The following is a 23,706-nucleotide window of genomic DNA, read 5'->3' as shown; positions in this document are numbered from 1 at the left end:
TTGTTTTATAATAAATCGGAGCTGTCATGAAGTTCTTTTTGTTTTTGTTTGTTATAGCTTTTTCATCAATAATACCGCAAGAAAAAATTATGGAAAATCCCTTATTGAAAAAATGGAATACTCCTTTTGAAACTCCGCCGTTTGACGAAATTAAAGACGAGCATTTTCTGCCTGCTGTGAAGTATGCTGTAGAACAACAGAAAAAAGAAATCGAGGAGATAGCCAACAACAGCGAAGAGCCGACTTTCGAAAACACTATCGTGGCGATGGAAAAAAGCGGCGCTTTGCTCGACCGCGTTTCCCGATTGTTCGACGCTTTGAACGAAGCAAATACAAATGAAAAGTTGCAGCAGGCGGCGCGGGAAATCACTCCTTTGCTAACGCGGCATGAAGACGATATTTATCTTAACGATAAGTTGTTTAAGCGCGTAAAAGCCCTCTACGAGAAAAAGGAATCGCTCGGACTTAATGCCGAACAAATGCGTCTTCTCGAATTTTATTACAAGGATTTCGTGCGGAGCGGAGCCGATTTACCGCAGGACAAAAAAGAAGAATTGCGGAAAATAAACGAGGAGATATCGTCTCTCGCCCTTAAATTCAGCGAAAATTTATTGAAGGAAACAAACGCAGTCGCGCTTGTAATCGACAACAAAGATGACCTGGCAGGTTTGCCCGAAAGCGTTATTCAACTTGCCTCGGAAACCGCTTCGGAAAAAGGATACGAAGGCAAGTGGGTCTTTACGCTTCAAAAACCGAGCTGGATTCCGTTCCTTCAATATTCGCCTAAAAGAGAATTGCGGGAAAAGCTTTTTAAAGCGTACATAAACAGGGGCAACAATAACAACGAATACGACAATAAAGACATTATTGCCCGCATTGTTTCTCTCAGAGTAAAAAGAGCCAATCTGCTTGGTTATAAAACTCACGCGGATTATGTTCTCGAAGTGAATATGGCGAAAACGCCCGACAGAGTTAATAAGTTTTTGCATGAGTTATGGACCCCCGCATTGAAACGCGCAAAATCGGAAGTCGAGCAAATGCAAAAGATTATCGACTCCGAAGACGGCAATTTCAAGCTGCAGGCTTGGGACTGGTGGTACTATGCCGAAAAATTAAAAAGGGAAAAATACGACCTCGACGAAGAGATGCTGCGGCCTTATTTCAAAATGGAAAACGTATTGAAAGGAGCATACGAAGTCGCTTCGAGATTGTACGGAATCAAATTCGTGGAAAGAAACGACATTCAGGTTTATGATCCGGACGTAAAAGTTTTTGAGGTGTTGGATGAAAAGGGCAATCACATCGGAATCTTTTATACCGATTATTATCCGCGCGACGGCAAAAGAAGCGGCGCCTGGTCGAGCAGTTTCCGTGTGCAGTCGAATATCGACGGCAATTTTATAACCCCGCTCGTTTATAACGTAGGCAATTTTTCCAAGCCGACAGCCGATAAACCAGCATTAATGAGCGTGGACGAAGTAAATACGCTTTTCCACGAACTCGGACACGCGCTTCATTCGTTATTGTCGAATACGACTTATTACAGAACGAAATGGGTTCCGCGCGATTTTGTGGAATTGCCTTCGCAAATTATGGAAAACTGGGCTCTGGAACCGGAAGTTCTGAAACTCTATGCAAGGCATTACAAAACGGGCGAACCGATTCCCGACGAATTGATTGAAAAGATAGAAAATTCCAAACTGTTTAATCAGGGATTCGAAACCGTTGAATATCTTGCCGCGGCTTTTCTCGATATGGACTGGCATACTTTGACCGATACTACATTGCAAAACGTGGAAGAATTCGAAAAGAAATGCTTCGATAAACTCGGAAAGATTCCGGAAATCGAATCGCGTTATCAAACTACCAATTTCGCGCATATTGTCGGCGGATACTCTGCCGGTTATTACAGCTATATCTGGTCGGCTGTTCTGGATGCGGACGCGTTCGAAGCTTTCAAAGAAAAAGGCGACTTGTTCGACAAAGAAACTGCTGCGGCGTTCAAAAAGCTTTTGTCGAAAGGAGGCACTGAAGACCCGATGCAGCTCTATATCGATTTCAGAGGAAGAGAACCGAAAGTAGACGCGCTATTGAAAAGAAGAGGTCTCGATTGATTATTCTATTCTCGGACTCTGTATATTTGTGCATGTTCAATAAACGGAAACTATAAATGTCGAAGAAAATAGTCGTTCTCGGCGCCGGTATATCGGGACTTTCAACCGCGTATTGGCTTGTTAAAAAAGGTTACGACGTTACTATCCTCGAGATAAAAAACGAGCCGGGCGGTTCCATGATTTCAAAAAAGATCGATGGCTTCCTGATTGATTACGGGCCGAACAGCGGACTCGAAACTACTCCGTTGATAAGAAAACTCGTTGAAGAAGTTAATCTTTCGGATAAAATGATTTATGCCAACGCTGCTGCTTCCAAAAGATATATTTTAAAAAACGGCGAATTAATACCTCTGCCGATGAGTCCGGGCTCGTTTATAAGAACAAAATTGTTTTCCCCCGGCGCTAAATTCAGACTGATGGCAGAGCCGTTTATTTCGAAATCGGAAGACGGATATTATCAGAGTATCGCTCAGTTTGTAAGAAGACGACTCGGCGGCGAATTCCTCGATTACGCAATCGATCCGTTTGTGAGCGGAGTGTTTGCCGGCGACCCGGAAAAGCTCAGCGTTAAATCCGCTTTCCCTAAATTGTACCGGCTCGAAGAAGTCTACGGCGGATTAATAAAGGGTATGATTAAAGGAGCCAGGGAAAGGAAACAACGCAGCGAGGAATCGAAACAGAGCGCAAAAATGTTTTCGTTTCTGGAAGGAATGCAGTCGCTGCCGAACGCTCTTGCGGATAAATTGAAGGATAATATCGTATTCAACGCAAAAGTTTTAAGCGTGGCAGGTTCAAACGACAAACGGTGGAATGTAACGTACGAATCGAACGATAACCGGGAGAGCCTGACGGCGGATACGGTTATTTCGACTCTGCCCGCTTACATTGCTTCCGAAGTATTCGGAGAACTCGATCAAAAATTGGCGGAGCATCTCAATTCGATTTACTATCCGCCTGTAATGGTGTTATATCTCGGTTATAACAAAAAAGACATTAAACGTGAACTCGACGGTTTCGGCTTCCTGATACCCTCGAAAGAAAAAAGGCATTTTCTGGGGGCTATCTGGAGCTCGTCGATTTTTCCAAACAGATCGCCGGAAGACAAAGCCGCTTTTACATTGTTTATCGGAGGAGCCCGTTCGCCGCGCTTGTTTGATACGGATAAATCCGAATTGATAAAAAAAGTTCTTTCGGAATTTCATCGGATTATGAACATTGAAGGCGAGCCGGTTTTGATTGAAGATAAACTCTGGCAGAAAGCGATTCCGCAATATAATCTCGGTTATATCGAACACGAAAAATATTTTGAAGCCTTTGAAGAAAAACATAAAGGTATTTATTTGCGGGGAAATTACCGGGGAGGAATTTCCGTCGGCGACTGCATTAAGAATTCCGAATTAGAAATAAATTAGCAGAGGTGTATTATGGCAACTTTTCCAATTAAAAGATTGAGAAGATTGAGATATAATCCGGTCGTCAGGGATATGGTACGCGAAACGCAACTCAACAAAGAAGATTTGATCTATCCGCTTTTCGTAGTTCCGGGAGAAAAAATCAAAAAAGAGATCGGTTCGATGCCCGGCGTATATCAGATGTCGATAGACGTTCTTGTGGAAGAATGCAAGGAACTGGAACAGCTGGGAGTGCCGGCGGTAATTTTATTTGGCATTCCGGAACATAAAGACGAAAAAGGTTCGGACGCGTACAATCCCGAAGGCATTATTCAACGCGCCGTCCGGGCAATTAAAAAAGAAGTTAAAAACCTTCTGGTTATTACCGACGTATGTCTGTGCGAGTATACTTCTCACGGACATTGCGGACTGCTTGACGGCGAAAAGATTCTCAATGACGAAACCGTTGAGCTGTTAGCAAGGGAAGCTCTGACGCACGCTCAGGCTGGAGCCGATATTGTAGCTCCTTCCGATATGATGGACGGCAGAGTGGCGGCTATCAGAAAAATACTCGACGAGAACGGTTTTACTGAAATTCCGATTATGAGTTATGCGGTTAAATACGCTTCGGGATTCTACGGACCTTTCAGGGACGCCGCCGAATCCGCTCCCGCCTTTGGCGACAGGAGGTCGCATCAGATGGATGTGGCAAATGCGCTCGAAGCTCTAAGAGAAGCGGAAACGGATATCGAAGAAGGAGCTGATATAATAATGGTTAAGCCCGCCGGGGCGTATCTCGACATTATATGGCGCGTTAAAGAAAAATTCGGAATGCCGACGGCGGCTTACCAGGTGAGCGGCGAATATTCGATGATTAAAGCCGCAGGAAAAAACGGCTGGCTCGACGAACAAAGGGTAATGCTCGAATCTTTGATCGCGATCAAACGCGCCGGCGCCGATATGATTCTTACTTACTTCGCTAAAGACGTCGCCCGTCTGTTGAAGTGATTTGCAAACAATTTGACGAGATTACATTCGCTGCCCCGGACTTCTATCCGGGGCTTTTTATAATAAAGGATTCATGAATAGTGACGTTCGTTGTGCGGGTGTGCGGAAGTGCGGGCGTTAGGAGCGCTGGCGTTTTTTGTTGTATAAATTTGAATGACAAACAAAGAACTCCAAAACCAAGAACCTCCAAACAAAGAACTCCAAAACGAAGAACGTTGAACCCCAAAACTCCGAACCCCAAAACTCCCTAACCCCTAATCCCTAACCCCTAACTCCTAACCCCAAATTCATTCCCCTAAAATCGTTACCACAATATTTCTGGGACCGCCGTAATTTCGATGTTCGCACAAATAAATTCCCTGCCACGTGCCGAGATTAAAATCGCCGTTCTTAATGGGAACTGTTACAGAGCTGCCGAGCATTGAAGCTTTGATATGAGAAGTCATATCGTCCGTGCCTTCCAATGTATGTTCGAAGAACGAAGCGTCTTCGGGTACGATTCTGTTGAAATATTTTTCCATATCGCTACGGACGGTCGGGTCGGCGTTTTCGTTCAATGTTAACGATGCCGACGTATGCTTTATGAAAATGTGCGCAATGCCCGCCCGGATCTTTTCGATGCCATTTAATTGACTCAATATTTCATTCGTAATAAGGTGAAAACCGCGCTGTTTCGGTTTTAACGTAATTTCACGCTGATAAACCATTTGCTCCTCCGTTTGCTTATTCCAAAAATAAAAAAGTAAAATTTTATTTTTGTATGTAACAATTCCGGAGGAAATATGAATACGCTCGAAGCAATCTTAACCAGGAGAAGCATAAGACGTTACAAAAACCAACCCGTCGAGAAAGAAAAAATCGACAAAATACTGAAAGCGGCAATGTATGCGCCATCATCACACAACAGTCAGCCGTGGCACTTTGTTGTTATTGACGACAGAGAAACTCTGAATAAAATAGCCGAAGTGCATCCGTACGCTAAAATGTGCAGAGAAGCTCCAGTCGGTATACTCGTTTGCGGAGACAGGGAAATCGAAAATCTCGACGGATATATTGCTTTGAACTGCGCCGCAGCCGCGGAAAATATTCTACTCGCGGCTCACGATCTGGAATTAGGCTCCGTTTGGATTGCGGTTTATCCCAGAGAAGAGAGAATTAAAATATTCAGGGAATTATTTAATCTTCCGGACAACATTCTGCCTGTAGCCATGGTTGCTGTCGGATATCCCGACGAAAAGAAAAATCAGCCCGAGAGGTTTAAACCGGAAAGAATTCATTATAACGGCTGGTAATTAATTTGTTGCGACAAGCAAATCTTTCCGTTATTTTGGAATTTCAATTTTTACGGTGACGTTATGCATTCAATCGAATGGACGGAACAACTTCGTTTCATAGTTGCACTCGCGCTAGGATTTTTGGTGGGACTCGAAAGGGAGACCACTAAAGGAAAACAAAAAAAAGTTATGCTCGGCGGCATAAGAACTTATCCGATAATCAGTTTAATGGGATTCGGATGCGCATGGCTTTATAAAATCGGGGTGCAGGCGATTTTACCAATCGGACTCGTTGCAATTTCGGCGTTGACCGCAATATCGTATTTTTCAAAATCGCAATACGATAAATACGGCGTTACCAGCGAAGTAAGCGCACTTGTAACGTTTATAGTTGGAGCTCTGGCATTGCTTGTAGATATCTGGGCGTCGATGGCATTAGGAATTATAAGCACGATTTTATTGTCCGAAAAAGCGAGTCTGGAATATTACGTCGACCGCCTCGACCGGGTCGAATTTCTCGCCGTCCTTAAATTCCTGCTCGTAACGCTTATAATACTGCCCGTTTTACCGGATAAAAATTATACGCAATTTAATATCAATCCTTATAAAACCTGGCAGATTGTAATCATCGTTTCTTCGGTTGGTTTTGTGGGATATATTATTTCGAAGCGTTTGGGAGCTCATGCCGGGTTTAGAATTTCGGGACTTGTGGGCGGAATTGTTTCGAGCACTGCCGTATCGATAGCTTACGGCAGGATGGCTCAAAAAAACGAAAATTTATCTCATCCCGCCTTGCAGGGCTCAATCATCGCTTCGAGCGTTATGTATCTACGGGTTCTTGTGCTTATTTATATTATCAATCCGGCAATCGTTAAACATCTCTGGCTGCAACTTGTAGTTCTCAGCGTAGCCGGATTTATCATTTCGTTTATAAATCACAATAATCCCAAAACGAAGAAATCGACAATCGACAAAGAAATTCAAAACTTGCAAAACCCGTTCGAAATACGGCCTGCGATTTTATTTGCAATTTTGTTCCTGGGACTTTCGGTAGTAACCGGACTGGTTAAAACATATTTCGGCAGTTCGGGAATTATGAGTTTAGCGGCTGTTGTGGGTATTACCGATATCGACCCGTTCATTCTGTCGCTCGTTAGCGGAAGCGCATTCGAAGCTCAGATAATAGCCGTCTCTATTTTAATTGCAATGATGAGCAATTCGATAATGAAAGGAATTTACTTCGGAACTATGGTTAAACAGGTTCGTAAAGACGTTATAATACGATTCGGCATTTTGACGGCTCTCCATATACCCGTAATTGTTTTGACTTTCTTCAATCTGAAGGACTTTGTTTCCTAGAGTGATAATAGAGATTTAGCGAAATATAAGTATTCTGAAAAAGCACATAAAAAACCGGTCCGAGTACCGATACCGGATTCATAAAAGTTATTGCGAGCCAGATAGTATACGAATTATTTTTTTGACCCAATGCCTGACTGGCTTCGGAAGCATATTCTTTACCGCCGATAAACCAACCCAGCGTGAATAAAAATGCGCAGATTAAAGCAGTAACAATTCCGATTTCATAAACCAAAGACAATTCCGAAGTGAGATTGTTACGGATATAATACGAAGCGCCGGAAGTAGCCAGATAAACATTTACGACGAGTATATAAAACGAGCCGTCCTTCAAGTCGATTAATTTTTTCCATAAAGAAACGCTTATTGCTTTAACCAATCTTGCCAAAATTAATGGCGTTGAAAATGTAACCAACACCGGCAGTAAAATGTCGTTGAATGTAATGTCGTTTCCGCTGTTGATAATCAGAGGAAGAATGAAAGGCAGGATGATCGTAATGACTATGTTTGTCAATACAAGAGAAAAAAGCGTGAATTCCACTTTTCCTTTCTTCAGACTGATAATAACCGGAGCGGCGATTGCAGTGGGAGCTATTGCGGTTATGAATGCGGTTTGCGCCAGCAGTTTATCGAAAGGATAAATGGCTAAGTATGATAAGAACGAAGCGCCAATAAGGGAAACGAGTATTATGAAATGTTTAACGCTTATTATAGTCTTATCGATTTTAATATCGAGAAACGAAAAGAAAAGCAGCGCCATCAAAAAATACCGGATGAGAAACGTAAACTTATGTCCGTAAGGAAAAAAAATACCGATGGTAATCGAAACGAGAAGGAGCAAATTCTTCATGGCGGCTATTCGAAAATGATTGTTTTTTTGCCGTACTGAAGAACGCGGTTGTTGACGTGTAAGTCTACCGCGCGGGCAAGCACCAACCGCTCGAGGTCGCGTCCTTTTCTGATTAAATCTTTCAACGAATCTTTATGCGAAATTCTTATAACGTCCTGCTCGATAATTGGACCTTCGTCAAGCTCTTCCGTAACGTAATGACTAGTTGCGCCGATTAATTTTACGCCCCTTTCGTAAGCCTTTTTATAAGGATCGGCTCCTATAAACGCCGGCAGGAAAGAATGGTGTATGTTGATTATGTTATTCGGATATGCGGCGATAAAACGGGGAGTTAGAATCTGCATATAGCGCGCTAATATCACCGTGTCGATTCGATGCTCTTTCAGTAATTCGAGTTCTTTTTCTTCCTGCTCTCGTTTGTTTTCTTTTGTAATCGGAAAACAGTAATAGGGAATGGCGTATTGACGGGCGACATGTTCGAGATCGGGATGATTCGAAATAATGAGGGGGATTTCGGCGTGAAGCTCGTTATTGCTGTAACGCCAGAGAATTTCGAGCAGGCAATGGTCGTATTTCGAAACAAAAATGGCGAGGCGTTTTTTGTTTTCGTTCGGTTTAATTTCCCAATTTGCGCCGATTTCGTCGGCTAATTTTTTGAATTCGCCGATGAATTCATCCGTAAGATTTGCCTTCCCGTTTAGTTCCCATTCGATGCGTATAAAGAACATCTTTTCGTTTTTGTCGACGTGTTCGTCCAGGTCGATAATATTTGCGTCTCGCTGATAAAGGAATTGGGATATTTTTGCCACCAGACCTTTGCGGTCCGTGCAAGATAAAATTAAAGTTGCGCTGCTCATTTTTTCCACAAATAAAAAATTTTTGCCTGTAAATTACGAAAAAAAGTTGCTAAATTTGTAAGTAAACGTTGAAGTAAACGCTCAGGGAGGACTCCATGAAATATTTAATTCTTTTTTTATTTATTCCGATCTTGATTGCAGCTCAGGATAAACAGAAACAATTTACTATAGATGAATGCGTCAGTCAGTTTAATTGGGAAGATACGGTCGGCACCAAAGTCGGTTATCAGTTCTGGTTTGTCGACAAGAATTTTCTCGACGGACGCACTCTGAAAATGAGCGTCGTCGCCCCTCATAAAGCGACACACGCCCCGCATACACACGCCGAAGACGAATTCTTCTTCGTCCTGGAAGGAACCGCCGAATTTTACCTCGACGGCGAAACAAGAATCGGGAAACCGTATTCGAGTTTCTATTGCCCTCCGAACAGCATGCACGGCATTAGAAACGCAGGCGACACCGAATTGAAATATCTCGTAATAAAAAAATATAACATGAAATGAAAACTAAAATTATTATTCTTGTCTTGCTGTTCGTAAGCGCTCCGGTATTCGGGCAGTTCGAATTTATTAACATATGGAACGGCAGCGCTCCCGGCGCGGCTAATTCTGCTGAAAAAGAAAATTACAGCGACGAAAGATTCTGGTCCGTAAACCAACCGGGACTTGTCTTTTATAAAGCAAGCGAGTCGAAAGGCATTACGATGCTCGTTTTACCGGGAGGAGGTTATCATCATCTGGCGTTTGTAAAAGAAGGAGTGACAATTGCAAAGTGGCTCAACAATCTCGGCATCGACGCGTACGTTTTGAAATACAGGCTAAACGAGGATGACGCGCTTGACGACGCTCAAAGAGCAGTTTGTTTTATAAGGAGTAAAAGCCCGGGCAATAAAATCGGAGTAATCGGATTTTCCGCCGGCGGTCACCTTGCGGCAAATGTTATGCTTTCTCCCAAACGCGTTTTTATCGATTCGATCGACGGCTACAATTACAAGCCCGATTTTGCGGTACTTGTTTATCCGTGGCTGCAGAACCTTTATGAAAAAGTAAAAGAAGAACTTCCGCCGTTATTTATCGTGCACGCCGCCGACGACACTCGCGTGCCCGTACGGGAATCTCTGAATTTTATCGACGCCTGCGTTAAAATTAACGTTTACCCCGAAGTTCATATTTTTTTCGAAGGAGGTCACGGTTTCGGAATGGAAAAAAAGAGCGGCTATGCCGCGTCGGAATGGCCTTCGCTGCTGGAAAAATGGTTCGTCAACAGAGGAATAATTAATTTGCACGGAGATACAAAATGAAATCCGTTAAATTCTTTCTTATCGTAATTGCCTTGTCTTTTGCGGCAGTATACGGACAGTCTCAAAATAAAAAAACGATTATCGACGTGTCGGGTTTTGCGAACAGCGCGCATCATTGGTACGATATAAGCGCCGACGATAACGTAATCAATCCGCTCGAAAATCAACCGAGATACAAACCGTGGCAAATCAAAGAGATTGCCGATAATATTCTCCTTTATCAAAAAGAAAACGGCGGCTGGCCCAAAAATTACGATATGCTCGCCATCCTGACCGACGAGCAAAAAGAAGCGCTTCTGAAATCCAAAAACATGACCAACACAACTTTCGATAATTGGACTACTCATACTCAGGTGGAATATCTCGCGCGCGCCTATGAAATTTTAAAGGACGAACGTTATAAAGAAGCCTGCGTCAAAGGAATCGAATTTATTCTAAAAGCTCAGTATCCGAACGGCGGCTGGCCTCAGTTTTATCCGGATACGAGCGGCTACCGAAAATTTATTACCTTCAACGACGGCGCAATGGCAGGCATTATGAGGGTTCTCTATAACATTATTAAAAAAGAACCTCAATATTCTTTTGTGAGTCAGGATTTATACGATAGAGCAGTAATGGCATTCGAAAAAGGCTTAAAATGCATTCTCGACTGCCAGATTAAAGAAAACGGAGTATTGTATGCGTGGGGTCAACAGCACGATAATATAACGCTCGAGCCTCAGCATGGGCGTTCTTATGAACTGCCGTCCATTGCAAATCAGGAAAGCGCCGACCTGGTTTTGTTTTTGATGGATATCGATAATCCTTCGCCGCGATTAATCAATGCAATCGAGAGCGCAGTTCGTTGGTTCGAAGAATCCAAAATAAAAGGCATACGAATCGAAGAAAAAAAGATTAAGCCGATAAAATACAAATGGAGCACAATAAGCGTCGACCGTTTTGTCGTTGAAGATCCCGACGCTCCTCCGATATGGCCGAGATACAGCGAACTGATTACGCATAAACCGTTGTTCTGCAACCGCGACGGCAAAAAAGTCTATTCGCTTGCCGAAGTGGCTCACGAAAGGCGTGCCGGATATACGTGGTACACTTACCTGCCTCAGCAGGCTCTCGATAAATACCCGGAATGGAAAAAGAAATGGATTAAAGAATAAATTGAGGCGTTTACAATGAAAAAGAAAATTCTGTTGTCTGCAATGCTTGCGGTTTTAATGGGATTTAATGTGCAGCAGGAAAAAATCAAGATTGTCTGTTTCGGCGATTCGATTACTCACGGCGCGGGCGTGGAAGGCAAAGGATGGGTGGAAAAGTTATCAGAGCGTTTCGACAATATTACGTTTGTTAATGCCGGAAGAAACGGCAGAAAAACCTCCGATCTGGACGAACTGCAGCCTGTAATCGACGTCAACCGCGACGCCGACTATTTTATAATTTTGCTCGGAGTTAACGATTTGAAAAACGGCAACGACAGCCTTGTGGCAAACTGCGTGAGAAATGTCGACAGTATGTTGACTCAAATAAAATCGGAAATTCCATCCGCGAAAGTAATTATCGCTTCGCCGTGCAATATCAATCTCGAAACAATGAACGAAATTAACAGAAAGAAATTGTATAACGAAGCCACTCAATCTTCATTAATAAAATTAAACGAAGAATATAAAAAACTCGCCGAACGCCGTTCCGCGGGTTTCATTCAACTCTACGGAAAAGTTAGTCCCGAAAACTTCTGGGACGGTCTTCATCCTAACGAAAAAGGCCATGAAGAAATAGCGGAAACCGTTGCGGAGTATCTGTCGGCTATGATTAAATAATTGTTTCTTAAACGGAACTTTACCGGATTATTTAGATAAACGGGAATTTGCTTTGAATAGAGGGGATTCCCGTTTTTTATATGCAAAAGCGCTCTAGCGGACTCCATGAAATTTCTCTGCAATATCAAAACGAATTTTTTTTTATTTTTGTAACGAATAACTAAACAAGGGGAAAATTAAAATGGCTGCAAATTTTGACATGATAAAACGCGTTTATGATAATTTTGAAAATAAGGTGAATAAAGCGCGGAAGGTTGTCGGAAGACCTTTGACATACGCCGAAAAAGTTCTCTATGCGCATCTGGCGGAGGAACCGACTCGTGAATTTGTTCGAGGCAAAGACTTCGTCGATTTTTATCCAGACAGAGTCGCAATGCAGGATGCGACGGCTCAAATGGCGATGTTGCAATTTATGCATGCCGGCAGAAAGACTTCCGCAGTGCCGGCTACGGCTCACGCCGATCACCTGATTGTTGCTCAGAGCGGCTCGAAAGAAGACCTCGAAAGAGCAATCGAAGAAAACCGCGAAGTTTACGATTTTCTGGAGAGCGTCTGTAAAAAATACGGCGTCGGATTCTGGAAACCCGGCGCGGGAATTATTCACCAGGTAATACTCGAAAATTATGCGTTCCCGGGCGGAATGATGATCGGTTCGGATTCCCATACTCCGAATGCAGGCGGTCTCGGTATGATTGCCATTGGCGTCGGAGGAGCCGACGTGGTCGACGTTATGGCGGGTATGCCGTGGGAATTGAAGTGGCCCAAATTAATTGGCGTTAAATTGACCGGCAAACTTTCCGGCTGGACCGCGCCGAAAGACGTTATTCTTAAATTAGCCGGTCTGCTGACCGTTAAAGGAGGCACGGGAGCTATTATCGAATATTTCGGCGAAGGCGCCGGCTCGATTTCGTGCACCGGAAAAGCGACTATCTGCAATATGGGCGCTGAAGTAGGAGCCACAACTTCGGTTTTCCCATTCGATGAAAAAATGGCTAATTATCTGCGTAAAACCGACAGAGCGGACGTAGCAGAACTCGCCGAAAAACTGGCGCATCAGCTCAAAGCTGACGACGACGTTTATGCGAATCCGGAAAAATATTTCGACCAGCTGATTGAAATTAATCTTAACGAACTCGAACCTCATATCAACGGACCTTTTACTCCCGATCTGGCGCATCCGTTGTCCAAAATGAAAGAAGCGGTAAAAGAAAACAATTATCCCGACAATATAAGCGTGGCTCTTATCGGAAGCTGTACTAATTCCAGTTACGAAGATATCGACAGAGCCGCAAATATAGCAAAGCAGGCGCTGGCAAAGGGACTGAAGGCTAAATCCCAGTTTACAATTACTCCCGGTTCCGAGCAGGTGCGCGCCACAATCGAGCGCGACGGTCAGCTTCAGGTATTGACTGAACTCGGCGGTAAAGTGCTCGCCAATGCGTGCGGTCCTTGTATCGGAATGTGGAAGAGAATGGACATCAAGACAGGCGAAAGAAATACGATTATTAATTCGTTCAACCGTAATTTTGCTAAAAGAAACGACAATAATCCCGAAACGCTTTCGTTTGTGGCAAGTCCCGAAATAGTAACCGCGCTTGCAATCGCCGGTAGATTATCTTTCAATCCGGAGACCGACGCTCTCAAAAACGAAAAGGGGGAAGAAGTAAAACTCGATCCGCCGTACGGCGACGAACTTCCTCTGAAAGGATTCGTTAAAGATAACAAAGGTTATCTTGAACCGACGCCCGACGGTTTCGATACGGAAGTTAAAATAGATCCGAACAGCGAGCGACTCCAGTTTCTCGAAAGATTCGAACCGTGGGATGGAAATGATTTCGTCGACTTGCCTCTTCTTCTGAAAGTTAAAGGCAAATGCACTACCGACCATATTTCGCCGGCGGGTCAATGGCTCAGGTACCGAGGTCATCTCGACAATATATCGAAGAATATGTTCCTCGGCGCCGTAAATGCATTTACGAATAAAACCGGGGAAGCCAAAAATCTCTTTACCGGCGAATACAAACCCGTTCACGAAGTGGCTCGCGAATACAAAGCCAAAGGACTCGGCTGGGTTGTGGTTGGCGACGAGAACTACGGCGAAGGCTCTTCGCGCGAACATGCCGCAATGGAACCGCGCTACCTCGGCGGCAAAGCGATTATTGCCAAAAGCTTTGCGCGAATTCACGAAACGAATTTGAAAAAACAGGGAATGCTGCCGCTTACTTTTGCAGACCCTTCCGACTACGATAAAATCCAAGAAGACGACAGAATAAGCATCGTCGGATTAAAAGAACTGTCTCCCGAAAAACCGGTCAAGATGATTGTAAAACATAAAGACGGCTCGCAGGATGAAATTATGTTGAATCATTCACTGAGCGCGGGTCAAATCGAATGGTTCAAAGCCGGCAGCGCGTTAAATCTTATTGCGGAAAAGAATAAATAATCGGTCTGTTAAGAAGAAAATCAAAAAGCCGGAGAGACGATTTTCTCCGGCTTTTTTCTTATGTGTGAACTAAGATTTTTTGAAATCTTTAAACGCACATTATTATAAAAAAGAGTCTTATTTTTTTATCATTCGCGGTGCACGATTGTTGCGCTTGCCTGTTTTGAAGCGAGGAGAGTTATCTGCGCAATGTTAACGTGCGGAGGACGAGAAGCGCAGTATATTACGGCGTCTGCAACGTCGTCTCCCGTAAGCGGCTCTATTCCTTTGTAAACGTTTTTTGCCTTTTCCTCGTCGCCGTCGAATCGCACCCGGCTGAAATTGGTTTCAACCAATCCCGGGTCTATTGTGCTTACGCGTATGTTTTTGTCGATCGTATCCATTCTCAATGATTTCGTAATCGCGTCGACGGCGTGTTTCGTAGCGCAATAAACCGCTCCTTTCGGATAAGCTTCGTGCCCGGCAATAGACCCGATATTGATAATATGTCCGCTTTGTCTTTCTATCATTCCTTTCAGGACTTCATGCGTTACGTAGAGGAGACCTTTGACGTTTGTGTCGATCATAATATCCCAGTTGCCGGGATCGTCCTCGTAAAATTTATTCAAGCCTTTGGCGAGTCCGGCGTTGTTAATTAAAATGTCGATTTTTTGCCATTCTTCCGGAAGAGATTCAAAGAATTTTTTTACTTCGTCGCGGCTGCGCACGTCTAGTTTGCCCGCATAAACTTTTACTCCGTATTTTTGTCTTAAGTCGCCGGCAATCTTTTCGATTAATTCCTGTCTGCGCGCCGAAATGATTAAATTCGATCCTTCGCGTGCAAATGCGTATGCGCACGATTTCCCGATGCCCGACGTGGCTCCGGTAATGAATACGGTTTTGTTCTTCAGATACATAAGCGCCTCGTTTAATATTATCGTTGCAAAATTAGTAAATATTATTTTTGAAGTCAGATTTAAAAATCAGGATAGTATGTCCCGATTTTATTATTTTTAGATTAAAAATTCCCGGCGATTCGCAAAATGAACGAAAGGAAAGCGGAAAAAGAACCTGTATCGGAGAAAATAATTTGTTACCATTGCGGCGACGAATGCGTTGACGATTCGATTGCTGCAGGCGATAAATATTTCTGCTGCAACGGGTGCAAAACCGTATTTGAAATTCTTAATTCTGCCGACCTTTGCGATTATTATAGCATAGAGCCCGGCTCCGGAATAAAAAAGAAAACCAATTCGTACAGAAATTACGAATTCCTCGACGATCCGGAGTTGAAAGAAAAGTTAATCGACTTCAGCGACGGAAATATTACAACCGTTTCGTTCTACATACCTCAAATCCATTGCAGCTCGTGTATCTGGGCGCTCGAAAATTTGAATAAGCTCAACGAAGGAGTGCTTGCTTCCCGCGTAAATTTTCCGAAGAAAAAATTGTTCGTTAAATATTCGGAAGCTAAAACGTCGCTCAGAAAAATCGTCGAAATTCTCGACGCAATCAATTACGAACCGCTGCTGACTCTTGAAGGAAAAGACGAAGACAAACTCAAAGAAATCAACCGAAAACTCTATTTCAAAATCGGCATTGCGGGCTTCTGCTTCGGCAATATAATGATGCTCAGTTTTCCCGAATATCTTTCGCTCGGCGTCAATTCCGACCCCGAAATCAAAACCGTGTTTTCGTATCTTAATCTTTTGCTGGCTTTGCCCGTGCTCTTCTACAGCGCATCGGATTATTTTATATCGGCTTTCAAAGGAATCAAAAATAAAATTGTGAACATTGACGTTCCGATAGCTCTCGGGATTGCAGTTCTATTTTTAAGAAGTCTTTACGAGATTACAACTTCGACCGGGGCGGGTTATCTCGATTCGTTGGCGGGGCTGGTTTTCTTCCTTTTGATAGGCAAGGTTTTTCAGAATAAAATTTATCATTCTCTCAGCTTCGAGAGAAATTATAAATCGTACTTTCCCATTTCCGTTACAATCAGAAAAGAGGGAGGCGAAACCGCAATACCTCTCGAGAAACTAAAAGTGGGCGACAGGATGATAATTCGTAACGGCGAAATTGTGCCCGCTGATTCGATTCTGATTAAAGGGGAAGCTTTTATCGATTACAGTTTTGTCACCGGAGAATCCGACCCGGTTAAACTCAAAAACGGAGACGTTATTTATGCCGGCGGAAGGCAACAGGGCGGCACGATCGAAGCCGAATCGATCAAAGAAGTTTCTCAAAGTTATTTGACGCGTTTGTGGAACGACTCATCTTTTCGTAAAAAAGAAGAAAGCCGCGTCGAATCTCTGGTCGATTTCGTAAGCAAATATTTTACTGCAATTGTGATTTCGATTGCAGTCGTAACGTTTTTGTATTGGTCTTCCGAAAATTATTTAATTGCATTCAATGCTTTCACCGCTGTGCTGATTGTCGCATGTCCCTGCGCTCTGGCTCTATCCGTTCCGTTTACATTCGGAAATACTCTCCGGATATTCGGCAGAAACAAATTCTATTTGAAGAGCGTTTCGGTTGTGGAAACCTTGTCGAAAATCACCACCGTGGTATTCGACAAAACGGGAACCATTACGGACAATAAATATCCCGAAGTGGAATTTATTTCTTCCGGTCAAATTGATCGTGCTGAATTAATGCCCGCAATAAAATCGCTTGTAATAAATTCTTCGCACCCGCTGAGCAGAACCATCGCCGGTTATTTATCCGAATTTAAAGCGCAAAATATTTCGGATTTTCGCGAATATCCCGGCAAAGGTCTGCAAGCCAGATTCAACGGTAAGTTATTTAAAATCGGGTCGCCGGAATTTACCGGTTACGACGCTTTTTTAACAAGCGATTCGTCCTCAAACGTTACGGTAACTTCCGGCGGGGAATCGCTCGGCTATTTCAGAATAAAAACGAAATACAGAAATAAACTCGATGAAGTTATATCGCGTCTCAAATCAAGATACAAGCTGTATCTTTTGACCGGCGATACGGAGAGGGAAAAACGAAATTTAGAAAAATATTTCGGAAGCGGTAAAGTGCTTTTCCGGCAAAGTCCGTTCGACAAGCTTGAATTTATAAAAAAGTTAAAAGAAGGGGGCGAAGTTGTAATGATGATAGGCGACGGCTTGAACGACGCCGGAGCGCTTCAAAAGAGCGACGCAGGAGTTTCAATATCCGACAACATCAATAATTTCACTCCCGCATGCGACGCCATTCTCGACGCGGATTCTTTCGGCTCGCTTCATAAATTTCTCGAATATTCCGTTGTAAGCAGATATATTGTTTATGCGAGTTTTGCTATATCCTTTGTTTATAATGTCGTCGGTTTATATTTTGCAACAAGCGGTAAGCTCGAACCGGTAATAGCCGCCATACTGATGCCGCTGAGCTCGATTACAATTGTTTTGTTTACTACGACTGCAACAACTATTTTTGCAAAAGTTAAAGGATTGCTGTAATGTCGGTTATTATTGTTCTCGTAATTGCGAGCCTGCTTGTGGCGGGCGGATTCCTGACAGCCTACCTGTGGGCTGTCAGGTCGGGGCAGTACGACGATACTCAAACGCCGGCTTTCAGAATTTTGTTCGAAGACAAAAAAGTCAACAGTACCGAATCAAAAAAACAGGAGCAATAGATGCAGATAGAAAAATTCAGTTACGATAATAATATAGTCAAGCAGTTTTCGATAGCCACCATTGTATGGGGCTTTGTGGGAATGCTTGTCGGGTTGATTATCGCAATTCAACTCTACTTTCCGGCTGCAAATCTCGGCATTCCGTATACTACATTCGGAAGAATTCGTCCTCTCCATACGAATGCGGTTATATTTGCTTTTGTGGGCAATATGATATTTGCCGGAGTATATTATTCGTTGCAGCGACTCTGTAAAGCGCGCATGTTCAGCGATTTCCTGAGCAAGTTTCACTTCTGGGGATGGCAGTTGATTATTGTCGCCGCCGCAATTACGCTGCCGCTCGGTTTGACGACCAGTAAAGAATACGCCGAGCTGGAATGGCCTATCGATATTATGATTGCAGTTGTATGGGTGGCGTTCGGAATTAATATGTTCGGTACGATTATAAAAAGACGCGAAGAACATATGTACGTGGCAATCTGGTTTTATATAGCCACGTTCGTAACCGTAACAATTTTGCACGTGGTAAATTCGATCGAAATTCCGGTATCGTTCTTGAAAAGCTATCCGGTTTACGCGGGCGTTCAGGACGCGCTAGTACAATGGTGGTACGGACACAATGCAGTCGCATTCTTTTTAACGACGCCTTATCTGGGATTGATGTATTACTTTTTACCGAAAGCCGCAGAACGACCCGTTTATTCGTACCGGCTTTCGATTCTCCACTTCTGGGCGTTGATATTTATTTACATCTGGGCGGGTCCGCATCATCTTTTGTATACGGCGCTGCCCGACTGGGCTCAATCGCTCGGCACCGTTTTCTCGATAATGTTGATTGCGCCTTCGTGGGGAGGAATGTTGAACGGTCTTCTTACGCTGCGAGGCGCATGGGATAAAGTCAGGGAAAACCCCGTTCTTAAATTTATGGTCGTGGCGGTTACAGCATACGGAATGGCTACGTTCGAAGGTCCGATGCTCTCGCTCAAAAACGTCAACGCGATTTCTCATTACACCGACTGGACAATCGCTCACGTGCACGTAGGCGCTCTCGGATGGAACGGACTTTTGACTTTCGGAATACTCTATTGGTTAATACCGAAAATGTGGAATACCAAACTTCATTCTAGAAAACTCGCAAATTCACATTTCTGGATTGCTACTCTCGGCATCGTATTCTATGTTGTGCCGATGTATTGGTCGGGTATAACGCAGTCGTTGATGTGGAAACAATTTACAGAGCTCGGTCTTCTGCAATATCCGAACTTTCTGGAAACTACTCTCCAAATAATTCCGATGCACGTTATCCGGTCGATAGGAGGATTACTCTATTTGAGCGGTATGTTCATGATGGTATATAATCTTGCCATGACTGCAAAACAGGGTAAATTCATAAAAGACGAAGCGGCGGAAGCCTACCCGCTGGTTAAATCGGAAGACAAACTGAAAAGAGGAATGATACACCGTTACCTCGAAAAACGTCCCGTTAAATTTGCTCTCCTTTCGACAGTGGTAATTTTAATCGGCGGACTCGTTGAAGCGGTTCCGACATTTATTGTGAAATCGAATATACCTACAATCTCGAGCGTTAAACCGTATTCACCGTTGGAACTGCATGGAAGAGATATCTATATCCGCGAAGGATGCAACGCCTGCCATTCGCAAATGGTGCGTCCTTTCAGGTCGGAGACCGAACGATACGGCGAATATTCAAAAGCCGGCGAATTTGTTTACGACCATCCGTTCTTATGGGGCTCGAAAAGAACCGGACCGGATTTACACAGAGTCGGAGGAAAATATTCAAACCTGTGGCATTATCTCCACATGGAAGACCCGGCACAAATGTCGCCCGGCTCTATAATGCCTTCGTATAAATGGCTTATTACACAACGCATCGACACTTCGGAAACGGCGGCAAAAATCAGCGCGTTGCGTTCGATAGGCGTGCCTTATCCCGACGGCTACGAAAAGTTTGCAAATGAAGATTTGATGACGCAGGCTAATTCGATTGCCGACGATCTTCTGAATAACGGTATTCCCGTCAATCCCGATAACGATATTGTCGCTTTGATTGCATATCTTCAAAGACTCGGTACGGATATAAAAGTAGAAAAGAAAGGCGAATGATGATTTCAAATTATTTGAGTTCGATAGAAGGTGTTTCGATCTATCCGGTTATCAGTCTGGTATTGTTTTTTACCGTATTCGTAATTACGGTTATCAGAACCTGGAAACTGGATAAGAATTTCATCGATAGGATGAAAAATCTGCCTTTAAATAATTCACAAACGGAAAACAATTCAGAGAATGAAAATGAATAAGATAAAATCGATTTTGGCGGTTATCCTGCTGTCTCCTTTAAGTTCGGTATTTGCCGCGGGCAACGAAGATGTTCTCGACAGCGTGATGAAAACAATGATAATAATTACGCTGTTGATGATTGCTTTTGTCCTCTGGCTTGCGTTTGTCTATTCAGAAAAGAACGATTCGGAAGGCAGGACGTTTCTTGAACCGTTTCGTAAATTATTTGCTTTTTTGAACAAATCGACTCCGATAGAGAAGGAACAGGAAATTCTTCTCGGACACGATTACGACGGAATAAGAGAACTCGACAATCGTGTGCCGCCGTGGTTTCAGATTCTTTTCTACGGAACGATTATATGGGCTGCGGGTTATTTAATAAATTACCACATAATCGGAGACGGGCAGGTGCAGCTGAACGAATACAAATATGAAATCGAGCAGGCAAAACTGCAGCGCGAAATTTTGATTAAATCCGGCGCGTTTATTAACGAGGAAACGGTTTCGTTTGTAGACGACGCCGCCACTCTTTCCGAAGGAAAAGAAATATTCGTTAAGAATTGCGCAAGCTGTCACGGTCAAAACGGCGAAGGACTTATCGGACCGAATTTAACCGACGACTATTGGATACACGGAGGAGGAATTAAAAATATTTTCAAGACAATCAAATACGGCGTTCCGCAGAAAGGAATGATAAGCTGGGAATCACAGCTAGAACCGAAGAAGATTCAAGCTGTTGCGAGTTATATTATTACGTTACACGGTACGAATCCTCCGAATCCCAAAGCGCCGGAAGGTGAATTGTGGAATGAAAACAAGCCAGAGGAAAATAAAGGCGCATGAACAAAACTGCGGAAGATATTAAAAAGGAAACTTTTCGAGATTCGATATCCACAGTTACCAAAGAAGGCAAAAGACGCTGGATTTATCCTAAAAAACCTTCGGGTAAATTTTACCGCGCAAGGACTATTGTAAGCCTATTCCTTTTGCTTTTTCTCGTTGCTGCGCCTTTTATAAAAGTTGCGGGGCGTCCGTTCATTTTGTTTAATGTGCTGGAGCGGAAATTCGTTGTGTTCGGTATTTATTTCGGTCCGCAGGACATCTACTTTTTTGCGCTTGCAATGATTGCCTTTATTGTATCGATTTTCCTCTTCACCGTGGTTTACGGCAGACTTTTTTGCGGCTGGATTTGTCCTCAAACCGTTTTTATGGAAATGGTATTCAGAAAAATCGAGTACTGGCTGGAAGGCGACGCTAAGGAACAGCGCAAACTAAATCAACTTCCGATGAATCCGCGTAAGTTCAGAATTAAAGCCGCAAAACATATTATATTTTTTGCAATCTCTTTTGCAATAGCGAATATTTTTCTGGCTTATATAATTGGCTCGGATAATTTACTCAAATATATTACTCATTCTCCCGCGCTCCATGCCGGAACTTTTATAGCCGTATTAATTTTCTCGGGAGTTTTTTATTTCGTCTTTTCGTATTTCAGAGAACAAGCTTGCGTTCTGGTTTGCCCTTACGGAAGACTGCAGGGAGTAATGTTGGACGAAAATTCGATAGTGATCCATTACGATTATAAGAGAGGAGAACCGAGAGGAAAACTGCGGCGAGGCGAAGAAAGAACCGCCGGGGATTGTATCGATTGCAATCAATGCGTGGAAGTGTGTCCGACGGGCATCGACATACGTAACGGAACGCAGCTCGAGTGCGTAAATTGCACCGCATGCATCGACGCCTGCGATTACGTTATGGATCGAATCGGCAAACCGAAAGGACTGATTAGGTACGCTTCCAAAAATGAAATCGAAACCGGAAGAAGACCTATCCTTACTCCCAAAGCGGTAGGCTACACCGTAGTGCTGTTCTTCCTGCTTTTTCTTATTTCATTTCTTTTGATTAACAGGGCTGAACTCGACGTTAATATACTCAGAACTCCGGGATTGCTTTCCCAGGATCAACCGGGGAATAAAATCAGCAATCTTTACGACATTAAAATTGTGAACAAAACATCGAATGAAGTTACTCCCCGAATCGAAGTCGAAAATAAAAATGCGGAAATTAAAATTATCGGCGACAATCTGAAAGTAAAACCGCAAAGCATAGCCGAGGCTAAGTTTTTTATAATTCTTCCCAAGTCGGATGTCAAAACAATAAAAACTCCTTTGACTGTAAATGTTTATTCGAACGACAAAATCATCAAAAAAATTACAACTTCTTTTTTGGCAAGACCGGAGAAAAAATGAAACTATCCTGGGGTACTATTATCGTAATTGTCTATACCGTTTTTGTCATTGGGACTTTGACAATGGTTTATATATTCATAAATCAGGACGTAAGTCTTGTTACGGAAAATTATTACGCCGAAGAAATCAAGTATCAAAATCAAATCGAAAAAAAGAAAAACAGCGAATCGCTGGATAAAAATATTTCGGTTATTATGAACGAAGGTTATGTCGATATTGTATTTCCGGAGATTACTCAGCCCGAGAAAATAAAAGGAGAAATAGAATTCTACAGACCTTCGGACCAAGAGCGCGATTTTATTGCGGATATTCAACTCGATTCGACTTACACTTTCAGAGTCCCTTTCAATAAACTTAAACGGGGTTACTGGAAAATTAAAATCGACTGGTCGGACGGTATTAAAGAATATTATTATGAAAAAAACTTAATGATAAGCTGATGGAAATCTGGACGGGTTTGTTAATCGGGCTTTTCGGTAGCCTGCACTGCGTCGGCATGTGCGGACCGATCGTAATGGCAATTCCGATTGTCGGAGAGACATGGATAAAAATATTTACGGGACGCATTCTTTATAATGCGGGCAGAATTACGACCTACGCTTTAATGGGATTTTTGTTCGGCTTGTTCGGGAAACAATTGCGGCTAATAGGGCTTCAACAATACATTTCCCTCATTTCCGGCGGAGTTATCCTCGTTTATTTATTCCTGCCTTCTTCACTGAAAAACAAAGTCGCGCACACAAAAGTTTATGCGGTGTTTTATGACAGACTGAAAATTTATTTCGGGAAACTAATGGCGCGGAAATCGGTCGTATCGCTCTACGTAATCGGAATACTTAACGGATTGCTGCCGTGCGGTTTTGTTTATGTTGGAATTGCGGGAGCGATTACAATGTCCACTCCTGCCGAAGGCGCGGTTTATATGGCGTTGTTCGGGCTCGGCACTTTCCCTGTAATGTTCATAACTGCAACGCTCGGAAATTTCATCCATATTAAATTGAGAAAAAGATTAATACCCGCGATGGCGTTCTTGCTGGCGCTTCTCTTTATTCTGCGTGGCTTGAATCTCGGCATTCCGTTCTTGAGTCCCAAAATAGAAAAAGTCGTACACAGTGAAATGCATCACTGAA

At 43.2% G+C, this 23,706-nt stretch carries 22 protein-coding genes; 18 read left to right on the top strand and 4 right to left on the bottom strand.

What is annotated here, in order from left to right:
• The first annotated feature begins 26 nt into the window (after positions 1–26).
• Genes ACSSWA_RS04835 through hemB form a run of 3 tightly spaced genes read left to right on the top strand, consistent with a single transcriptional unit; the run spans position 27 to position 4,513 of the window.
• A complete protein-coding gene (locus ACSSWA_RS04835; protein WP_437355432.1) occupies positions 27–2,114 on the top strand; it encodes a M3 family metallopeptidase in 2,088 nt (695 codons plus the stop codon).
• A gap of 56 nt (positions 2,115–2,170) precedes the next feature.
• A complete protein-coding gene (gene hemG, locus ACSSWA_RS04830; protein ID WP_437355431.1) occupies positions 2,171–3,526 on the top strand; it encodes a protoporphyrinogen oxidase in 1,356 nt (451 codons plus the stop codon).
• 12 nt (positions 3,527–3,538) lie between these two features.
• Positions 3,539–4,513 (top strand): porphobilinogen synthase, encoded by a 975-nt coding sequence (gene hemB / locus ACSSWA_RS04825; protein WP_437355430.1) that lies wholly within the window; start codon positions 3,539–3,541, stop codon positions 4,511–4,513.
• Positions 4,514–4,800: 287 nt separating this feature from the next.
• Here hemB and ACSSWA_RS04820 read toward each other — a convergent pair whose 3' ends face one another.
• The gene (locus tag ACSSWA_RS04820; protein ID WP_437355429.1) at positions 4,801–5,220 is read right to left on the bottom strand and encodes a secondary thiamine-phosphate synthase enzyme YjbQ; all 420 of its coding nucleotides are present in this window, start codon (positions 5,218–5,220) and stop codon (positions 4,801–4,803) included.
• A 75-nt stretch (positions 5,221–5,295) separates the two neighbouring features.
• Between ACSSWA_RS04820 and ACSSWA_RS04815 the strand changes: the two genes are divergently transcribed.
• On the top strand, positions 5,296–5,805 hold the full coding sequence (locus ACSSWA_RS04815) for a nitroreductase family protein (protein ID WP_437355428.1): 510 nt from the start codon (positions 5,296–5,298) through the stop codon (positions 5,803–5,805).
• A 63-nt stretch (positions 5,806–5,868) separates the two neighbouring features.
• Entirely contained in the window at positions 5,869–7,146 is a 1,278-nt protein-coding gene (locus ACSSWA_RS04810; protein WP_437355427.1) for an MgtC/SapB family protein, read from the top strand.
• Here the strand turns inward: ACSSWA_RS04810 and ACSSWA_RS04805 are convergent.
• Positions 7,121–7,996: a hypothetical protein gene (locus ACSSWA_RS04805; protein WP_437355426.1), complete on the bottom strand. Its 876-nt coding sequence runs from the start codon at positions 7,994–7,996 to the stop codon at positions 7,121–7,123. The two genes, ACSSWA_RS04810 and ACSSWA_RS04805, sit on opposite strands and share 26 nt — an antisense overlap.
• 5 nt (positions 7,997–8,001) lie before the next feature.
• Complete coding sequence (gene purU, locus ACSSWA_RS04800; protein ID WP_437355425.1) at positions 8,002–8,853, bottom strand: formyltetrahydrofolate deformylase; 852 nt, start codon at positions 8,851–8,853, stop codon at positions 8,002–8,004.
• Positions 8,854–8,948: 95 nt separating this feature from the next.
• Between purU and ACSSWA_RS04795 the strand changes: the two genes are divergently transcribed.
• The 5 genes from ACSSWA_RS04795 (at position 8,949) to ACSSWA_RS04775 (ending at position 14,407) form a co-directional block, all read left to right on the top strand.
• On the top strand, positions 8,949–9,356 hold the full coding sequence (locus ACSSWA_RS04795; RefSeq protein ID WP_437355424.1) for a cupin domain-containing protein: 408 nt from the start codon (positions 8,949–8,951) through the stop codon (positions 9,354–9,356).
• Entirely contained in the window at positions 9,353–10,153 is an 801-nt protein-coding gene (locus ACSSWA_RS04790) for an alpha/beta hydrolase (RefSeq protein WP_437355423.1), read from the top strand. The genes ACSSWA_RS04795 and ACSSWA_RS04790 overlap by 4 nt, the downstream gene beginning before the upstream one ends.
• The gene (gene pelA, locus ACSSWA_RS04785; protein WP_437355422.1) at positions 10,150–11,307 is read left to right on the top strand and encodes a pectate lyase; all 1,158 of its coding nucleotides are present in this window, start codon (positions 10,150–10,152) and stop codon (positions 11,305–11,307) included. The genes ACSSWA_RS04790 and pelA overlap by 4 nt, the downstream gene beginning before the upstream one ends.
• Before the next feature lie 15 nt (positions 11,308–11,322).
• A complete protein-coding gene (locus ACSSWA_RS04780) occupies positions 11,323–11,964 on the top strand; it encodes an SGNH/GDSL hydrolase family protein (RefSeq protein ID WP_437355421.1) in 642 nt (213 codons plus the stop codon).
• A 181-nt stretch (positions 11,965–12,145) separates the two neighbouring features.
• Entirely contained in the window at positions 12,146–14,407 is a 2,262-nt protein-coding gene (locus tag ACSSWA_RS04775; protein WP_437355420.1) for an aconitate hydratase, read from the top strand.
• 128 nt (positions 14,408–14,535) lie between these two features.
• Here ACSSWA_RS04775 and ACSSWA_RS04770 read toward each other — a convergent pair whose 3' ends face one another.
• Complete coding sequence (locus ACSSWA_RS04770) at positions 14,536–15,303, bottom strand: SDR family oxidoreductase (RefSeq protein WP_437355419.1); 768 nt, start codon at positions 15,301–15,303, stop codon at positions 14,536–14,538.
• 126 nt (positions 15,304–15,429) lie between these two features.
• On the opposite strand from ACSSWA_RS04770, the gene ACSSWA_RS04765 reads away from it, so the two are divergent.
• The 8 genes from ACSSWA_RS04765 to ACSSWA_RS04730 are packed head-to-tail and all read left to right on the top strand — an operon-like array spanning position 15,430 to position 23,705.
• Entirely contained in the window at positions 15,430–17,853 is a 2,424-nt protein-coding gene (locus tag ACSSWA_RS04765) for a heavy metal translocating P-type ATPase (RefSeq protein ID WP_437355418.1), read from the top strand.
• Positions 17,853–18,029 (top strand): cbb3-type cytochrome oxidase assembly protein CcoS, encoded by a 177-nt coding sequence (ccoS, locus tag ACSSWA_RS04760; protein ID WP_437355417.1) that lies wholly within the window; start codon positions 17,853–17,855, stop codon positions 18,027–18,029. Before ACSSWA_RS04765 ends, ccoS begins: the two co-directional genes overlap by 1 nt.
• The gene (ccoN, locus tag ACSSWA_RS04755; RefSeq protein ID WP_437355416.1) at positions 18,030–20,153 is read left to right on the top strand and encodes a cytochrome-c oxidase, cbb3-type subunit I; all 2,124 of its coding nucleotides are present in this window, start codon (positions 18,030–18,032) and stop codon (positions 20,151–20,153) included. It abuts the gene before it with no gap.
• Positions 20,150–20,347, top strand: a complete 198-nt coding sequence (locus tag ACSSWA_RS04750) for a cbb3-type cytochrome c oxidase subunit 3 (RefSeq protein WP_437355415.1) — start codon at positions 20,150–20,152, stop codon at positions 20,345–20,347. The genes ccoN and ACSSWA_RS04750 overlap by 4 nt, the downstream gene beginning before the upstream one ends.
• Positions 20,340–21,170 (top strand): cbb3-type cytochrome c oxidase N-terminal domain-containing protein, encoded by an 831-nt coding sequence (locus ACSSWA_RS04745; protein WP_437355414.1) that lies wholly within the window; start codon positions 20,340–20,342, stop codon positions 21,168–21,170. The genes ACSSWA_RS04750 and ACSSWA_RS04745 overlap by 8 nt, the downstream gene beginning before the upstream one ends.
• Positions 21,167–22,576, top strand: coding sequence for a cytochrome c oxidase accessory protein CcoG (ccoG, locus tag ACSSWA_RS04740; RefSeq protein ID WP_437355413.1), 1,410 nt, complete (start codon positions 21,167–21,169; stop codon positions 22,574–22,576). The genes ACSSWA_RS04745 and ccoG overlap by 4 nt, the downstream gene beginning before the upstream one ends.
• Complete coding sequence (locus ACSSWA_RS04735) at positions 22,573–23,016, top strand: FixH family protein (RefSeq protein WP_437355412.1); 444 nt, start codon at positions 22,573–22,575, stop codon at positions 23,014–23,016. The genes ccoG and ACSSWA_RS04735 overlap by 4 nt, the downstream gene beginning before the upstream one ends.
• Positions 23,016–23,705, top strand: coding sequence for a sulfite exporter TauE/SafE family protein (locus tag ACSSWA_RS04730; RefSeq protein WP_437355411.1), 690 nt, complete (start codon positions 23,016–23,018; stop codon positions 23,703–23,705). Before ACSSWA_RS04735 ends, ACSSWA_RS04730 begins: the two co-directional genes overlap by 1 nt.
• Position 23,706: the final 1 nt, after the last annotated feature.

The organism is Melioribacter sp. Ez-97 (assembly GCF_051488665.1).
GTDB lineage: Bacteria > Bacteroidota > Ignavibacteria > Ignavibacteriales > Melioribacteraceae > Melioribacter.
The sequence above is the reverse complement of the archived record's forward strand: the minus strand, read 5'-3'. Positions and strand labels throughout refer to the sequence as shown.

Coding starts and splice junctions, on each gene's coding strand:
- ACSSWA_RS04750 (WP_437355415.1), top strand. CDS start 20,150: ATGATGATTTCAAATTATTTGAGTTCGATAGAAGGTGTTTCGATCTAT.
- purU (WP_437355425.1), bottom strand. CDS start 8,853: ATGAGCAGCGCAACTTTAATTTTATCTTGCACGGACCGCAAAGGTCTG.
- ACSSWA_RS04775 (WP_437355420.1), top strand. CDS start 12,146: ATGGCTGCAAATTTTGACATGATAAAACGCGTTTATGATAATTTTGAA.
- ACSSWA_RS04745 (WP_437355414.1), top strand. CDS start 20,340: ATGAATAAGATAAAATCGATTTTGGCGGTTATCCTGCTGTCTCCTTTA.
- ACSSWA_RS04820 (WP_437355429.1), bottom strand. CDS start 5,220: ATGGTTTATCAGCGTGAAATTACGTTAAAACCGAAACAGCGCGGTTTT.
- ACSSWA_RS04730 (WP_437355411.1), top strand. CDS start 23,016: ATGGAAATCTGGACGGGTTTGTTAATCGGGCTTTTCGGTAGCCTGCAC.
- ccoS (WP_437355417.1), top strand. CDS start 17,853: ATGTCGGTTATTATTGTTCTCGTAATTGCGAGCCTGCTTGTGGCGGGC.
- ACSSWA_RS04770 (WP_437355419.1), bottom strand. CDS start 15,303: ATGTATCTGAAGAACAAAACCGTATTCATTACCGGAGCCACGTCGGGC.
- ACSSWA_RS04805 (WP_437355426.1), bottom strand. CDS start 7,996: ATGAAGAATTTGCTCCTTCTCGTTTCGATTACCATCGGTATTTTTTTT.
- ACSSWA_RS04810 (WP_437355427.1), top strand. CDS start 5,869: ATGCATTCAATCGAATGGACGGAACAACTTCGTTTCATAGTTGCACTC.
- ACSSWA_RS04835 (WP_437355432.1), top strand. CDS start 27: ATGAAGTTCTTTTTGTTTTTGTTTGTTATAGCTTTTTCATCAATAATA.
- hemG (WP_437355431.1), top strand. CDS start 2,171: ATGTCGAAGAAAATAGTCGTTCTCGGCGCCGGTATATCGGGACTTTCA.
- ccoN (WP_437355416.1), top strand. CDS start 18,030: ATGCAGATAGAAAAATTCAGTTACGATAATAATATAGTCAAGCAGTTT.
- ACSSWA_RS04735 (WP_437355412.1), top strand. CDS start 22,573: ATGAAACTATCCTGGGGTACTATTATCGTAATTGTCTATACCGTTTTT.
- ACSSWA_RS04815 (WP_437355428.1), top strand. CDS start 5,296: ATGAATACGCTCGAAGCAATCTTAACCAGGAGAAGCATAAGACGTTAC.
- ACSSWA_RS04765 (WP_437355418.1), top strand. CDS start 15,430: ATGAACGAAAGGAAAGCGGAAAAAGAACCTGTATCGGAGAAAATAATT.
- ACSSWA_RS04780 (WP_437355421.1), top strand. CDS start 11,323: ATGAAAAAGAAAATTCTGTTGTCTGCAATGCTTGCGGTTTTAATGGGA.
- hemB (WP_437355430.1), top strand. CDS start 3,539: ATGGCAACTTTTCCAATTAAAAGATTGAGAAGATTGAGATATAATCCG.
- ACSSWA_RS04790 (WP_437355423.1), top strand. CDS start 9,353: ATGAAAACTAAAATTATTATTCTTGTCTTGCTGTTCGTAAGCGCTCCG.
- ACSSWA_RS04795 (WP_437355424.1), top strand. CDS start 8,949: ATGAAATATTTAATTCTTTTTTTATTTATTCCGATCTTGATTGCAGCT.
- ccoG (WP_437355413.1), top strand. CDS start 21,167: ATGAACAAAACTGCGGAAGATATTAAAAAGGAAACTTTTCGAGATTCG.
- pelA (WP_437355422.1), top strand. CDS start 10,150: ATGAAATCCGTTAAATTCTTTCTTATCGTAATTGCCTTGTCTTTTGCG.